The organism is Syntrophomonas curvata, assembly GCF_052976825.1.
Map to the genome: position 1 here is coordinate 1,918,803 of NZ_CM129641.1, position 15,557 is coordinate 1,934,359.

At 41.1% G+C, this 15,557-nt stretch carries 16 protein-coding genes, 1 pseudogene and 1 CRISPR repeat array; of the genes and pseudogenes, 6 read left to right on the forward strand and 11 right to left on the reverse strand.

The annotated features are described in order from the left end of the window. Positions 1–415: 415 nt before the first annotated feature. Both ACU70B_RS08550 and ACU70B_RS15070 read right to left on the reverse strand, forming a co-directional pair. Entirely contained in the window at positions 416–706 is a 291-nt protein-coding gene (locus ACU70B_RS08550; RefSeq protein ID WP_447183148.1) for a hypothetical protein, read from the reverse strand. Positions 707–725: 19 nt separating this feature from the next. Beyond that, positions 726–845 (reverse strand): transposase, encoded by a 120-nt coding sequence (locus ACU70B_RS15070; RefSeq protein ID WP_514393148.1) that lies wholly within the window; start codon positions 843–845, stop codon positions 726–728. Between the two features lie 290 nt (positions 846–1,135). Here ACU70B_RS15070 and ACU70B_RS08555 point away from each other — a divergent pair, with 290 nt between their 5' ends. The 6 genes from ACU70B_RS08555 to tnpB all read left to right on the forward strand — a co-directional run bounded on the left by ACU70B_RS08555 (position 1,136) and on the right by tnpB (position 4,526). Continuing rightward, positions 1,136–1,246: a cyclic lactone autoinducer peptide gene (locus ACU70B_RS08555; RefSeq protein WP_447185736.1), complete on the forward strand. Its 111-nt coding sequence runs from the start codon at positions 1,136–1,138 to the stop codon at positions 1,244–1,246. Between the two features lie 162 nt (positions 1,247–1,408). Then, positions 1,409–2,425, forward strand: coding sequence for a hypothetical protein (locus ACU70B_RS08560; RefSeq protein ID WP_447183149.1), 1,017 nt, complete (start codon positions 1,409–1,411; stop codon positions 2,423–2,425). A 305-nt stretch (positions 2,426–2,730) separates the two neighbouring features. Continuing rightward, positions 2,731–2,982 (forward strand): hypothetical protein, encoded by a 252-nt coding sequence (locus ACU70B_RS08565; protein ID WP_447183150.1) that lies wholly within the window; start codon positions 2,731–2,733, stop codon positions 2,980–2,982. Then, a complete protein-coding gene (locus ACU70B_RS08570) occupies positions 2,975–3,556 on the forward strand; it encodes a hypothetical protein (protein WP_447183151.1) in 582 nt (193 codons plus the stop codon). Before ACU70B_RS08565 ends, ACU70B_RS08570 begins: the two co-directional genes overlap by 8 nt. A gap of 404 nt (positions 3,557–3,960) precedes the next feature. Further along, complete coding sequence (gene tnpA, locus ACU70B_RS08575; RefSeq protein WP_447183152.1) at positions 3,961–4,320, forward strand: IS66 family insertion sequence element accessory protein TnpA; 360 nt, start codon at positions 3,961–3,963, stop codon at positions 4,318–4,320. Further along, on the forward strand, positions 4,314–4,526 hold the full coding sequence (tnpB, locus tag ACU70B_RS08580) for an IS66 family insertion sequence element accessory protein TnpB (protein ID WP_447183153.1): 213 nt from the start codon (positions 4,314–4,316) through the stop codon (positions 4,524–4,526). Before tnpA ends, tnpB begins: the two co-directional genes overlap by 7 nt. On the opposite strand, the pseudogene ACU70B_RS08585 reads toward tnpB, so the two are convergent. The 9 genes and pseudogenes from ACU70B_RS08585 to cas6 all read right to left on the reverse strand — a co-directional run. After that, positions 4,513–4,578, reverse strand: a pseudogene (locus ACU70B_RS08585) (hypothetical protein); the annotation flags it as partial. The gene tnpB and the pseudogene ACU70B_RS08585 sit on opposite strands and share 14 nt — an antisense overlap. Positions 4,579–4,617: 39 nt before the next feature. Further along, a CRISPR array of direct repeats spans positions 4,618–6,033; the repeat unit is 30 nt; unit sequence ATTTCAATTCCTGAGAGGTACGCTAAAAAC. Positions 6,034–6,198: 165 nt separating this feature from the next. Beyond that, a complete protein-coding gene (cas2, locus tag ACU70B_RS08590; protein WP_447183154.1) occupies positions 6,199–6,462 on the reverse strand; it encodes a CRISPR-associated endonuclease Cas2 in 264 nt (87 codons plus the stop codon). An 11-nt stretch (positions 6,463–6,473) separates the two neighbouring features. Next, positions 6,474–7,466, reverse strand: coding sequence for a type I-B CRISPR-associated endonuclease Cas1b (gene cas1b, locus ACU70B_RS08595; protein WP_447183155.1), 993 nt, complete (start codon positions 7,464–7,466; stop codon positions 6,474–6,476). A 12-nt stretch (positions 7,467–7,478) separates the two neighbouring features. Continuing rightward, on the reverse strand, positions 7,479–7,976 hold the full coding sequence (gene cas4, locus ACU70B_RS08600; protein WP_447183156.1) for a CRISPR-associated protein Cas4: 498 nt from the start codon (positions 7,974–7,976) through the stop codon (positions 7,479–7,481). A gap of 76 nt (positions 7,977–8,052) precedes the next feature. Further along, entirely contained in the window at positions 8,053–10,263 is a 2,211-nt protein-coding gene (locus ACU70B_RS08605; protein WP_447183157.1) for a CRISPR-associated helicase/endonuclease Cas3, read from the reverse strand. A 311-nt stretch (positions 10,264–10,574) separates the two neighbouring features. Next, a complete protein-coding gene (gene cas5 / locus ACU70B_RS08610; protein WP_447183158.1) occupies positions 10,575–11,267 on the reverse strand; it encodes a CRISPR-associated protein Cas5 in 693 nt (230 codons plus the stop codon). A gap of 28 nt (positions 11,268–11,295) precedes the next feature. Continuing rightward, positions 11,296–12,234 (reverse strand): CRISPR-associated protein, encoded by a 939-nt coding sequence (locus tag ACU70B_RS08615; RefSeq protein ID WP_447183159.1) that lies wholly within the window; start codon positions 12,232–12,234, stop codon positions 11,296–11,298. Next, on the reverse strand, positions 12,227–14,245 hold the full coding sequence (locus ACU70B_RS08620) for a hypothetical protein (protein WP_447183160.1): 2,019 nt from the start codon (positions 14,243–14,245) through the stop codon (positions 12,227–12,229). Before ACU70B_RS08620 ends, ACU70B_RS08615 begins: the two co-directional genes overlap by 8 nt. Before the next feature lie 536 nt (positions 14,246–14,781). Further along, positions 14,782–15,525: a CRISPR-associated endoribonuclease Cas6 gene (gene cas6, locus ACU70B_RS08625; RefSeq protein WP_447183161.1), complete on the reverse strand. Its 744-nt coding sequence runs from the start codon at positions 15,523–15,525 to the stop codon at positions 14,782–14,784. Positions 15,526–15,557: the final 32 nt, after the last annotated feature.

Consider the following 15,557-nt stretch of genomic DNA (forward strand, 5'->3'; position numbering starts at 1 on the left):
GAGGCAAAGGTCTCACTAAGCCTTGAATTGGCTGACAGAGCCAGGTCTTACGACCAGTGCTGTTGACTCTGTCTATTGCAGTTACTCCCCTTTGCTTAAAATGAATCATAACAAAATTTGAATTACCTGCCAAGCAAAATTTTTGGCTAGTCTCCGTTAGGGGAGGTTCCAAAACCATTGTATCCATCGATTAAGTTTGGCTGTTGAAATATTGGCAAATTGACCTGTGCCATGATGAGTCGTTAAATCCCTAACATATCCAGAGCAATCAAGGGATAAATATTAGCACATGCCCAGATGTTGAAGTGTTTATATTTCCGACTCTGCCGCCAGTACTCATACCACTATTGCACTGGGTCCATATGATTTCTTTTTAATAATCCTTAATTCCTTTCAAAGTTTTTCCATATTAAGCTTAGTAAGGATCAACGTCCTCAATTTGCATGTCAAAATCAAACGATAAAGCGCTCTCTTTTACCCAGAAAGCGGATTCGCCACCAGGTAAAGTAACGAGAGCCCATCCATCATTTCTTTCATTAATTGTTCCACCACCATTCTTTATTCCGATTTCACTGCCGTTTATGTCATTATAGGCGCTTACATTGTCAAGAACTGCCTGATTTGCGTTTGCAAATAGACTGGTGTCATAACTGATTGCATTTTTTTCCACTTTTCCTCTAAATGTTGGTGGAGTACCGTATGGCACAAAGACTCTGCAATATTCATCAGCTTCCTCCAGAACAATTGTACTTTAATGCTATTGCCCCATAGTTCTTATCATTAGAAAGGCATTCCTGTACGATTACAAGGCGTTCTTCAGGCGTTGTCTGTCTGGCTTTTCTCATGTAGCTGCCTCCTCCGCTTGCGCGGGATCTGATCTCTCCATGTGAACCAAAAAGGCATAAATAAATTCGGCTAAGACATCAATATTGTTAGCAACAAAAACTACCACAAAGTGCTACTAGAATCGGGGTTTTCCCCGGTTATTTTTTTGTTTCTGGATAATCTATTATCGTAACAAAACCCATTCGAACCCGGTTTCGACCCATTCGGCTTAAAAGGCTTGACTTTCATCTCCGGTCTAGTATATATATCACAAGTAATCATCACATATTGGAAGGAGGTGGAAATTATGATGAAATCAAAGATATTAAATGTACTGTCTGTCTTTTTATTATTCGTAGCCAGCGCTGGTGTACAGCCTGCATGCTTATTTCACTGGTATCAGCCGAAGCTACCGGAGTAACTTAGGGTGTTTTTAGTAACCTGAAAACTTAGGAAGGATGTAGAACATAAATCATCTATGCAGAATGAGGACTTTATATGGTGATTGTGTTAATACTTTCTTTCTCAGCATAGTATCACAGAATAGCATTTTAAATCCAAAATGAAAAGGAGAGTGAAAGCTGTGAGAAAAAGCAAAGTATCTTTTTTATTCGCACTAGTATTGATGTTATCACTTATGATAGCACCGGTAACGCAAGCCATGGAGGATCAGACCATTGACCTGGACGAGTTATTAGTTGCAGATGAAAACCACGTTATAAACTACAATGAACTACGTACGGATATAATACAAAAGCTTAGTGAGGCTGAACTGCAAAGACTTAAGGACGAGATAGTATCTGATTATATTAACAGAAATCCGGATGCAGTCCTAGAGATACCACTTACCGATGCTCAAATGCAAAAAGCAACAAAGCAAAAGGAATCTAATATAGGAGAATTAATTTCGAGAAAACAAATACAACTTGATAAGCAATCTAAAGTGGAATCTTTAAATATTGGTACAAACAAAACATTTAGTACAAGCCAAATATTTACTCGTGCAAATGCGGGATTTTCTATCGCCTCTGATATTTCAAACCGAACCAAAGCAAATTTTGGTACGGATGGCACGGGTTGGGCAGATGCTAAAAGTGATTACCAATGTCCCGGTGGAATTGGTTCAGGTTATGCAATAAGTTCAATCGGTCTAGTAGTTCCAGTTACTGGTTCTGGTTCAAGCAAGGCTTTAGTCAACATTCAAGGCATCTATAATGGCTATATGCAAGTAGCGGGTATGACATCTGGAAATCTTAACACTCATGCGTACACATCTGTTGATGTTGATATCTATGAAGTTAATCCCTCAACAGGACAACTTGTTTCATTGGTGGCAACCTCAAATATATATTCTAATGGCTATGTACTATCGGTTTTGCCTAATAGTTTTGGTGGTGATATATCAGAAACTTTAATGCCAACTTTATATGCTGGCAAGACCTATTATTTCGCTATAACTGCTTATACTGAATCAGAAATGGCTTGGTATGACGTATTTACCTGGGCAACTGCGGATATGTACGATGATAGCGCTAATGGAGCAAGTGGTGGAGAAGGCGTTGACTTTACTTCAGTAGAAGTAACATTACTATATCAGTAGAAGTAACATTACTATAAATAAACATATTATTTAGTATAATAATTAGGGAATCGGTCTTAAATGTGCGAGTTGACCAATGGTAAATCGCATATACTGAGGCAATATTATTTAGCACCATGATTATGTAGTAGTTGTTACATCGACATGATATATCTGATGCAGGTAAGTACTGATAGTACTGCATTTGTCGGAGCAAGAAGGTCAATGGGGGATAGTGAAAGATAATCCGATGTTTACGCTGTTTTTGGTTTGCGTACAGTGCTCCGTGGCAGGATTTGCCGCCAGAGTACGGCAGGCGGGGAACTGTGCTCAACGATTTAGAAGCTGGCAGGACAAGGGCATATGGGAAAAACTATTGGAGTTGTTGGTGGATGTGGTTGGGTTCATTCATCAAAGGCGGCAATCAAGATATGGAGCGCACAAAAGGGGACTTAATTCAAAGATGCATCTGGCTGGATGCGAATGGTTTTCCGGTCAGAGCAAGTACCACAGCGAATTGCAAACAGGCTATCCAGTTCATCTTTGCTATGCAAATAGGGTATATGCTTTATGGCTAATAAGTTACTCAACTTCATAGTAATATCATTGCTTTTTATATTTGTAACCTTAACGAAATTATCGGGTTTGAGATTTAGATTTTCCATATATTACCTTATAGTCTTGCCGGTTGCTTATTTATGGTGTAAATTTACAAAACAAGCTAATAATTTAGGTAAGTGGTATATTAACAAAACCGTCTTATTAATTTTTTCTCCTTTTATTATTATTGTAACGGCGTATTCTTATGCTGTAACCGAAGGTTCAAATTTAAAGATAGTTTTAATAGCAACATTGACCTCTATTTTGCTTTCTATGCTGTTTTCATTATATAAGGAAAAGGACGGGGATTTTAAAGTGACTTTGACTTTGATAAAATCCCTGTCGAATAATGACCTTACTCAAGTGTTAAACACCTTGGAGGAATCGGAGCAAAAGCTCATTATACAAAGATTTGGTCTGGAAAATGGGAAACCTCTCACAATAGCCGTTTTATCTGATTATTACAGTATGGATACCACCGAGTTAAAGAATTGGCTAAGTCTGGTGGATAACAAATTATTTGAGAGCATTAAGTCTAAAAGAACTGAATGAATCCTGTACTTGATAAGTTCAAATTATTCCGACCACAGTTGCGCCGTTCAATTACATTATTCCGGTTATAGTAATTCTGCTTTTTCTAATATGTAAGCTGCCGTTGTGGCTTTCAATGGTCAGTATTGTACTGGGTTTTCTCTGTGTCAGTTTTGCTGAAATGATTTTTATTCCGCTAGTTTCAGATATCGCCGGGATTTCCATACAGCAGGCTTTAGCTCCCCCCTCTGGAGAATACTATTTCCTCTCCCCGAATTTGCCTTTCTTACGCTAGTAATAGGTAAGCGCTCAATAACAAGGTGCCTGTTATCCTAGATTACACTATGGGATAATACTCCCAGCAGGTCTTTAGACTTATTAGAGTTATTCGACAAAGTCTAAAAAGACTAAGGAGGAATCCCAAGATGGATATAGTATCAGAGAGCAAAGCAGAATTCCGTCTTATACAGTGGACAAAAATCATTCAGGACTGCCAGGCCAGTAATATGACAGTCAAAGCCTGGTGCAGCCACAATAACATTAACATAAAATCATACTACTACTGGCTGAGAAAAATTCGTTTAAAAGCTTGCCAACCCATCGAATGCAAAGCTCCTGCAATAAGACAGGAGATTGTACCTTTGCAGCTTCATCTTCAGCAATGCTTAAGTTCTGCTCATCCGGCAGTAACCATACATCTAGGCTCTGCGTCAATTGACATTGCAGAAGGAACCTCACAAGCAACCATAGAAGCCGTATTAAAGTCTCTGCAAAACATATGTTAGGCGATATTGCCAGGGCCCAGGACATATACATAGTTTGTGGCTATACAGATATGCGAAAGTCCATTGACGGTCTGGCTGCAATCGTAAAAGAAACCTTCGGAATGGATCCCTTCGCAGCAAGTCTCTTCCTCTTCTGTGGAAAGAAACGTGACCGTATGAAGGCGCTGCTCTGGGAAGGTGACGGATTCGTCCTTCTACAATCTTGAGTTCTTGCCTGACCTGAGTACTCATCTCATGCATGGCACCCCTACAGCTCGGGCAGACTTTCTCGTGTTCTTCAAGACGGTATAGAAAAAAGTTTCAATCCTTCATAGGTACGCTAAAAACCTTTCCATTTCACAAGGGTCTCCGGGCTGGCCTCCTCAGTTTCAATTCCTGGGAGGTACGCTAAAAACTATTGGTTGTCTGCGAACTAAAACTATATCCTTATCATTTCAATTCCTGAGAGGTACGCTAAAAACCTGGCGTAGGACGCCACCCAAATTCCTTTACCGCGCATTTCAATTCCTGAGAGGTACGCTAAAAACGGCGGGGATAAGGGCAGACAGTCCCTTTAGTGCGCACGCATTTCAATTCCTGAGAGGTACGCTAAAAACAAGCTCCTCGGCCGGCAGAGGCCAGGCTACCCGCGTAATTTCAATTCCTGAGAGGTACGCTAAAAACCAGGAACTCCCGGCTCTGGGAAGTCGTTTCACTCCAATTTCAATTCCTGAGAGGTACGCTAAAAACGAAGGTTTGCTTTCCCCTATCCACGTTGCAGTCGGCTATTTCAATTCCTGAGAGGTACGCTAAAAACCGCCGGCGGGTATCCGAAATCCGGCCGGAACAGGGATTTCAATTCCTAAGAGGTACGCTAAAAACACTGTTTTGCGTTATGGTTGTGCTTTATGTTTTTAGATTTCAATTCCTGAGAGGTACGCTAAAAACGAATGGTGTGTACATGACCTTCAACCCCCGCAGTAATTTCAATTCCTGAGAGGTACGCTAAAAACAGGGATGGTTTTGACCCGATATAGGTAAGAGACTTATATTTCAATTCCTGAGAGGTACGCTAAAAACATCCTAGCGGCTACTCAAAGGCTTTCGGATGTTACATTTCAATTCCTGAGAGGTACGCTAAAAACTCTGGCCGGGCTCGAAAAAAAATACGGCGATATGAATTTCAATTCCTGAGAGGTACGCTAAAAACCCGCCGCTGGATATGGGGGTGAGGGGTAATGAGTAAATTTCAATTCCTGAGAGGTACGCTAAAAACAATACGGCCGGAAGATTTTCAACCAGGTAGCAAAAATTTCAATTCCTGAGAGGTACGCTAAAAACCCACCGACAGAAAAAGAAAGCCCTCAACAAGAGGACATTTCAATTCCTGAGAGGTACGCTAAAAACATGGTGAGTAATTTTTTAGATGGCGGCAAGTTTGAATTTCAATTCCTGAGAGGTACGCTAAAAACGCCACCGGCGAAAGAGGCATCCGGAAAGAAAGAGTATTTCAATTCCTGAGAGGTACGCTAAAAACTAGTAATACCTAAAAACATCAGACTGGATATGGACAATTTCAATTCCTGAGAGGTACGCTAAAAACAACGCTGGTCAACCAATAGACGCTCGGTCATGGAAATTTCAATTCCTGAGAGGTACGCTAAAAACCCCAGCTGAACCTTGCCCGTATTGCCCCCCTTCACCATTTCAATTCCTGAGAGGTACGCTAAAAACCCGTTTGGGTCTAAAAAAATCGGTATTGCCTGCCTAAATACCATCTGCCTATTTGTATTATACTCAAATGCTAAAACAGGATAAATACCAAAGTTGCCCTCATTTACAATGTCGTCGCCGCCCGGGATTTTTGACGTTACTGTAGGTAGACGACACTTTTTTCTATTAGAAGAAGTTATCTTCACCGCCTTTTTTAACCCCTATTATTTCACGATCAGAATATTTAGTAGTTCGAAAAGTATAAAATATAACCGAATCATAATCTGCATCAATAATCTTATTCAGTTCTATCTTTAATTGCTTAAAACTACTTTCGTTTATATTCCCTTCCAGCACCGAGTTTTGCACCCAATACAAATGCTTTCGTGCGGTTTTCAAGACCTTACCTACCCTTTTCTCTCCAACATCATAGACAAGGATTACGAACATAATCTCACCTCCTACCAGCGGGAAGTAAATGGTTCAAATTCTTTTTCCCCCATCAAATGTTTTTCGAGCTTATACAGTTCCATGCGAATCAGGCGACGATACGATACTTCTCGCCCTAACTGACGATGCTTTATGGTAGTACGCAGCTTATTCTCCCATTCTTCTACAAATATTCTCCTGCCTTTTTCATTCATCAAGATTCCATTGGCTTTACTTTCAAAATGGGTGCTACGCAACATGTTTCGCGCCAGCATGGTAAAAATAACCCTATCCACCAGAATAGGCTTAAATATTTCCGCTACGTCCAGGTTAAGGGTAAACCTGCGAAAGTTAGTGGTATGCAGATAGCCTATCCGCGGGTCCAAATGAGTCTTATAAATTTCGCTGAGTACGGTTATATACGCCATGGTGTTGCCATAACTAATGAGGGCATTAATCCGATCCTGCGGCGGACGCCGGTTGCGGCCCTGAAATGTGAACTCAGCTTTGCCTATAATCGCGTTAAAGCTTTGATAGTAATGATCGCGAATATTGCCTTCTATAGCCATTAATTCTTCAACATTTTTACTATCCTCAATCTTGTCCATGAGATTCGAGATAGATTCTACCCGGTTTTGCAGTTCTTTTCCCCGATTAACATAATAGCGGAGCACCTCCAGCATATTGGCAGCCGCCCCCCGGACAAAGCATTTAGCCAACACCAGCCTCTTTCCCTCATCGCCATAGTGCTCTGCCTGTCTTAGGATCATATAACCGGAATTAAGGTGTTCCCTCGGATAGTAGGAGCCGATGTAATAGCCATAATTGTTAAGGAAGTGTAGTATTATCTCTTTCTGGGTAATGAATTCCAAAAAACGCTTGTTTAAAGTCACTTCACCGAATATCACGATTTCCTTGGTATCCTCTACCGGGATATACTTTTTGCCTGCTTCGGTTTCAAAAAACAGGGTGTTATCTTTTCGTTTTAACTCACCATCATTAAAAACATAAATAGTCTTCTTCAAAACATCACCCTCTTACGACCAACAAAATTCGCTATACGCACATTTACGGCAATGCTTTATTTTGACCACTTCCGGCGGCCTGTCCGAAGCCACAATAGCTTGTATATCTTTCATGATCCGCCGGATTTCTATTTCGGCAGTCTCATCAAGCAATACTTCCAGCTTATTTCTTTCTTCTGGAAAAAGCAGCTCTCCTTTGGCTTCTATACCCATCTCTTTTAATTGCAATAAATAGAACTGCAATTGCCTGGTGGCGCTTTCTTTAAAACGCGAGCTTTTCTTGACCTCCCCCACTATCAATTCTCCTTTTTCGGTTCTCATTAAATCAAGTTTGGCATTACCCAGATCAATTTCCTTTTTATCGCGCGGATAAGTCTTTTCCCCGATTATTTTACCCATACGTATATTCTCGTCATCCTGATCCGGCTCCAATTGATGAGCCATGAGCCAAACTTCTCTTTTGCATATGTAGTAGTACCAGATGAAGGTACCGATAACTTGAAAATCCATAACGTGCTCCCCCAAATAAGTCCAGGAAATCATGAAACAACAATACCAATTCCAGCAAAAGCGGCCGCTAAGCCTTTTAAAAATCTAATTCTCTATCTTCATCGCCAACGTGGTGTCCCAGCCCGGTTTCTAAACTATACAAATCCTTATACAATAATCTCGTAATTGGACTATTTCCTGTTGCTTGCCCTAACCGTATTAGATTTTCTCCGACTTGAACCTCAAACTGTTCCATCAAGGCCATAAATTGTTTCCTTTCAACAAAATTAAGCTTTGCCATCTTCTCTTTCATTAAGTACATATCGTATATATCCTCAACATCCTCTAGTTGAAAATATTCCATCACCGATAAGATGCGTTGTATGGAACTGTTTCTAATCTGATTTGCTTCATAATAATCCAATGTATTCAGCATTGTTGCTTTATCCGGCCAGGGAATAAAAATAGGATAAGTTTGATATGATTTGCCAAAAGGCTCAATACCTGCAAATAAAGACCACTCTCCCCGAGCTACCGGCTCGTAATAGCCAAGCAGTGCTTGTTCTCGGTTGCGGTCAAAGGTATTTATGTAATATTCCTTTAAATAGCCTATACATGTTTTTTCATCCCACGGATGACATCTTTCCATTAATTTATCGGTCTCTTCCCGGGCATTTTCAGATAAATAAACCCATTTTCTCGAATCAGTTTCCCCGCCCCGTTTAAAATTGACAATATTAATCTTGCCAATAACATCCGTCATTTCCCCATGACGATTTACACGCCCGGCAAACTGTATATGCGAAGGCATAATTCCTAATGCCCGCAAGGCCTCTTCAAAGCTCATATTCACTCCAGCTTCGATTACCTGGGTGGAAATAACAATGATTCTTCCTACACTTTTATAATTATCAAGCGCATGATTTACTGCATTGATTATAAACTCCTTATGCAAAGGCGTCATATAGCCGTTTAAAACTACCAAAAATACCGAATCAACCAGATCCTGGTCATTAATAGCTTCCAGCCAAGAATTCAGCAAAACTATTTTAGCGCCTTTTTCTTCGAATAAGCCTTTGACATTTTTAAACACCTCACAGGTATCTCTGACCGTGTTTAACACCGTAGCTACTTTTTGCTTATCAGAATTAACCAAGCAATGCGCTACATCCTGTTCATCAAACACATTGTCTGAATAATTCATAATATAACGAGCCGGCGTCTCTACTTTTACCGATAGAGGATAGGGCAATTCCTGCAATCCGAATTCAAACGGGGGCAAGGTTGCTGAAATGAATAAAACATTGCAATTGTATTTGGTCACTGCTGTCTCTAATTGCGCAAGAAACAAGTTCCAAACCTGACTGTCGATAATCTGTGGCTCATCAATGATTATAAAAGCGTCCTGCATAGCCGGCAACCGAATTAAATTCTGGGCTTTTTCAGGGAACAGGGCTTTGAATAACTGGTTAAAGGTAGTGGTAACAACCAGAGCCTGCCATGATTCCATAATCAAGAGGTCTCTATCATCAAAATTATCCTTTAATTGACCCGCATTCAGGACTGACAGATGGTGATGCTGGAGCACTTCCAACTCTGTAGAGTCGATTATTTCGTTGGTTGCCTGCGATAAAATCGATATATAAGGAGCCACATAAATTATTCTGGCAGACTTACCATTGCGGCATGCTTCCAGAGCAATACGCATTGAGGTAAGCGTTTTTCCCAATCCGGTTGCCAATGCCAAAGAAAATAGGTTTTTATCAGTATTATTTCTGTACTGTTGCAAAGATTGTGCTTGCGCTTCCTGCCGTTTTTCAACCATCTCCCGAGCATCAGGGTTCTTTTTTATCTGCCTTTCACCAGTTTCTAGGCAGTATTGCTCTAAAACCGTTATGGCTTTTTGTGCCATTGCTTTATTAATTTCGGATATGCCGATTCTTCCTGCGTCGTAACGGTCTCCGGTTATAAAAGAGGCCGTTTTATCCCTAAAACTCAGTAAACGTTGGGCAGCCTCCTTATCAATGTTCATTAATTTGGCTAGTTTTTTGGCATTTAACGACATTGCGCTCGATTGCCACCCATGCCATATCTTCTTAAAATCCTCTTTCCATTCAAGTAGTTGTTCGCTGGAAGGGGCCGGTTGAGCCACAAATTCGGTATAATAATGGCATAAGAATCGGTGAAAGCCCTCTATATCCATGTCTTTAAAAACTATTTCACTGTTAGGAGTAGCATGCCAGGGGCAATCCGGTTCAATATCACGAAGTTTGGAATGATGATCGCAAATATCTCTGATTATCCGCAAAATAATAGTATGCAGTATAGTTTTATCATCTCTGTATATTTTTCCTTCCCATTTTTCCAGCAGCAGGAAAGCGTAATAGGAGAAAATAACCGCGCTTGGAACAGCATGAACCGGCCTGGCTTCACCAGTAATATTATCCTGCCATAGCTTTCTCGCCTTGACAGCATCATGGCAAAGACCGCCCAGGAAATACAGCCTCTCGCTATAGGAATCCTCATTGTTTCCCCAAGCTCCGGCTACCTGCTCCAAATGGTCACTGAGCAGACATACTTGGCCTTCTATATCTGGTCGGGCCCGGCATCGGCTGAATTCTACCACAGGCATACGCTCTCACCTGATTCCAATCGGCAGAATTTTGATTCTATATTGGTCAATTCCGTATTGGCGTCGAGTAAAATACTTTGCCCTAATGGTTCATAAAGCACGCTACAAGTCCTGCCAAAATTACGATCGCCCAGATACTCGTAATGCACCCCACCAATACGTGAATACTGGTTGCCAGGAACAGTTATCAAGCGTTTAATGCTATTAATCGGAACAATACTGCTGCACTCAATCTCTGGCTGATCTTCTATCGATTCACACAGGAAGGTTCCTATATATTGGGGGAAAGTTAAAGCAAAGGCACTGCCCAGGTAAGTATGATAATAACTTTTCCCTTCCTGCAAACATTCTTTCAATTCTTTAAAATAATCGCCTGACCAATATATTCTGTAATGAGGGTTAACTAACAACTCAATCGTGGTAGGGCGGTTGAATGAAACGTCGCTGCCCAACCAGCCTTTACCCAGCATCGACATCTGCTGCATGGTTGATTTTACCGGCTTCATTATTCTTATCCCCACCAACGCCGTCCCTGTAAAATCGGGTAAACCTAATATCGAACCCGCCAACCCCCTTACGGTAGTAGGCGGTATGAACGGATAACTGGCATGGGTATTAGTAGTATCCGGCATACGAAAATGAGCCATCGAGCCGCGTATGTCAAAGACTAATACTTGCATATCCTCACCTCTTTCCGGCCCAGAGTTTCTACCAACCGCCGCCCTTTACTCCATACAGGCTCCCTTTTATACTCAACCTGGGGTCAGCCCAATATCGCACTCGCTTAATCATTTCCTCATGATTTTTCAGTAATTCGGTTAACCCGCTTATATCCAGAGTCACCTCTTCCAGTTTATTGGGCGCTCTATCTTCGGCCAAAGGCATAAGTTTTATGCTTTCTTCCAAATAGCCTATCCTGAACATCGGATCTTTATATTCAACATGGAGCAAAAACAGCGGTTGCTGAAGACCTCTGCCTCTAGCTTGTCTCTGTTTGGTTCCGTTCCACAAACCTTCCAGCAGAAGCTCCACATCATCTTCATCCATCTTTGTTTCTTTGGCTATATTGGCATTGATGACAGCCGGTACCGCAAATACGGCGAAAGGCACAATATAACTGGTCCATATGGTTCCCTGCCCGGCCTCCTCAGCCTCCTGCCCTTCAGCAACATTTTTGGCATCTTTGGAAGGCATTATCACCGTACCCTGCACATATTGGGTTGCTACCGGGTGAAGAGAGTGGGCCCAGCCGAATTGTACCGGACCGGTCAGTTTAAAGGTCTCCTTTTTTACGCTGTATACTATACCGAAAGTTCTGACATCAAAAGCCTTCTCCGTCAACACTTCCTGCATCTTAGCTGCCTTACTTCCCGATCTCTCTTTGATTTTTTCGGCCAGGCTTGATCTACTCAGCAACTTGCCCTCTTGGGTTCTTTCCTCTCTTACAAAGATAAATTTATTACCGCCTCCATCCGGATATTTTACGATAACATAATCTCTTATATCTCGTTTGATACTCACATCCGAAAGAGATATCCGACCATCTTCCTCGCCAAAAATACGCCGCGCATCGGAATCATTCAAAGGGTCACGGTTAGGTATCCCATCTTTAACGCTTTTAACAAATACCACTTCTCCACTATTCATTTATATTACCTCCTTCACTTTCTGTTTGCTTATCATTAGTATCGCTATCCTTTTTAGGTTTCTTTCTTAGGGAATACCCGGCCCAAAAAGCGGCCATAAATCTATCCCGATTTCGTTTGATTTCATTATCAAAATTCATAAAGTTCATAGATATGACTGCGGCTCTTCCAAGAGTATCGTCCGGTACCTTTAAATTTAATTTTTTATTATATTCTTCCATTTTACTCAATGCTCTGTACCTTATTACATCAGGGGTTAAGGTGCTTCCAAAGGTCATTACACGATGTTTAATAAAATCTTTGTCCATACTGCTTTCTTTTGTTTTATCTTTATTATTTTTGTTATAGTGGTAATAGTAAATGTTACCAAAATGTTTTGTCACCTGTCCTGCCGCGAATCCTAATTCATCAATATTATCAAAAGCCAATTCTTCTACGGGCACATCCCAGGTTAAAGCAATTAGTTCCTTAACGTTCTTCATGTCATTTTCACTCCTTTGCCCGGCCAATTCAGAATTATACCTGTGCAAAAAACTTTTGATCGCGTAATATTCCACACCCTCCTTCTGCAAATTAAAAATCGAGTCTGGCAATAATTTGGCTTCCCGGTTCATTCTAATAGCATAGTTTTTCACAAACGGCCGGTCGTCGATATATTGCCGTTTAAATGCCTTTTGCATGCTCGTCCAAACATAAGACGCTCCAAAGGCGGAAGCAAGCATATAGGGCAGGCTCTGCAACTTTTCCTTTTCCCACTGGATGGTCTGTTCCCCTAAAAATGTATATTCAGCCATCACATCATCTGCCTCTCCAGCAATATTTTCAAGATAATCCTGGAGCTCTTGGGCAGTGGAGGGAAGTATATCCTCTATTATCGCTCGAAGGTGAATATCCAATTTTCCAGGATCACCGGAGTAGTATAGGAGATTCAGACGGAAATCTTCACTTATCCATTCCTCCGGAACCTTAGCAATAAACCCGGTCAGATTTTTTATATGCAGAAACGCGTGGGATTTCTTTTTCCCTATAGACCTGCTTTCATCTAATGACTCGTATAGGACGCTTACCCAATCATCTCTAGAATCTTCATCTTTCAGGATTTCATCCCATAAGGGCAGAGCTATCATGCTACCATATATATTGTCTTGAATTTTCCTGCTCTTATTTTTAGCTGATGTTGATATTACCGGCGAAAAGATTTCTTTCAACAAACTCGCATCCACCAGTTTGGATAATCTGCCGAATAAACTTGCCCCCACGGTTAAATCGCCATAACATTCTTTGCACAGGGATATGCTTTCAACCAGTTTTTGGTCATTGCCGAATGACAGCGGACCTCCCCAGGTCGTAGGCAGCCAGGATAAAGACTTATTGTATCCGGATACTACCTCTGTTGAGCTATGGCAAATACTGCATATTCCTTGGTTTTTTTTGCCACACACAGCGCCTTCCTGGAAAGTGGAACTCCAGTAGTATTGTAGTATCCTTTCCGCATCGGCAACAATATCCTTGTCCGCATACAGTCTGCTTCTGCCTATAGGTAATAAAGCATTGATCTCATAGCCCTTTTTTACATAAATATATGGACTCCCTTTAGCGTCAATAACAGCTAATACCAGTAGACCTAGCTTTTTCCCTTGTGAAGAAAAATCCTTCTGTTTGAGAATGGCATTCAATGATGAAGCAATGCTGGTTATTTCTTTCTCCGCCAAGTTTATTTCCATTGTTCTGGATATCCTGCCGTTAATGAACTTCGCGATCGCTTCCGGACTCTTTTCAAAATCCTTAAACTGGGCATCATAGACAAGATAACTAGGCACCGGATACCTGCCCTGCGGCTTTAGCGGATTCCCGCCACTGGGCAGAATAAACGGAAAAGCCAAGGCTCTCACTACATCCGGCATAAACACCTGTTTGTTTTTTACGCCTGCGACATACTCACCGCATTCTTCAAAAGGCCAGACAGCTATATTCGATTCCGTGCCAGTTTGATCAATTTCAACGATTATCACATTGGCCAGGAAATTCCTCGCCTTGGGATTGGCGCAATCACTTATGAGTTTTATAAACTCTGCCGGCTCCAAACTTGACTGCCTCACTATAGAACCCATCCGAATAAGGTTATAAGAAAGCATTTCATCACCTCCTATCTTTTTCAGTAATATCTGCGGCGGTGCACGAGCACGATGCACAATAAATATAAACATTAACCTCTGCTCTCTCCCTCTCCATGTGTTTTGTTATATAAGGTAGTTAGGTTTTAAGCGATTTTAGTACTAAAGTATTCGCCTAGTTAGCGATTTGTGATAAAAGAGAAGCAGATAATTTTGTTAACAATCCTTATTTAGGTGTATCAGCATGTGTAAAAAAGCACCTGTTTTCAAACAGGTGCTAAGTAAACCTCAAAAGGTAAACTAGAGTGGTAAATAAAGCAACTACCTTTTATAAGTTTCAATTCCTTAATTGAGGCAATTAAATAATATGATGAAAATTTATTACTAATGCCAACAAATTTAAAGCACCTGTCTAATTTTGATACGTCAGATTCCTACCCCACCACCTCCCAGCACCCGAAGCCCTGGGAGTTCTTACTTCCCAGACCGGTCTCGTAAGCCACCCGTATCAGTTCCGGGTTGCCTTTAAGCCAGTAGATCCCGTTGTAGCCTTCGATTATGGTGCCCTTGTAATTGGCCACTACTTTGAATTTTCTTTCCTGGTTGCCGTTGGGGATGATTTTAAAGTCCTGATTTTTGGGAAGCTCTCCATATAAAACCTGATATTTGAACAGAAGATTTTGGCGGGCTATGGCAGTAAATCCGGAGTTCCATGGTGAATAGTATTCGGTTCTCTTTTTACCATCTTTCATAACTGTGGAATACGCCACCATGGGGGACAGCATTTTAATCTGCATTCTGTCGGAAAAAGGAATATCGCGGTGTACGCTTATGCCGGCGATTTCCAGGATGTTCTGCCCCAAAAAAAGGGTCTCGGATTTTATAAGCGTTTCGGCCACGTCGGTAATAAATTGTTCCAGGGGGGAGGCTACAACAATATGTACAGGGGGAAGAAAAGATATCTTTTCCGTGGTGCGGTTTATTCGAAATGACCCTAAAATACGTGAGAATGTAAAAAGCCGAAAGACTTTATTATCGATTTCATAACCGGTATGATGCAAAAAATTACTGTAGCTTTTGTCAGACAGGCTATTATAGAGGAAACCCTGAACTATATGATTATACTGAATCGGCAGCACTATTTCTTTTTCAGCATTAAAAACCAATGAAATTCTCATTATTCACTCTCTTTTGCCAAATTTTTCGTTTA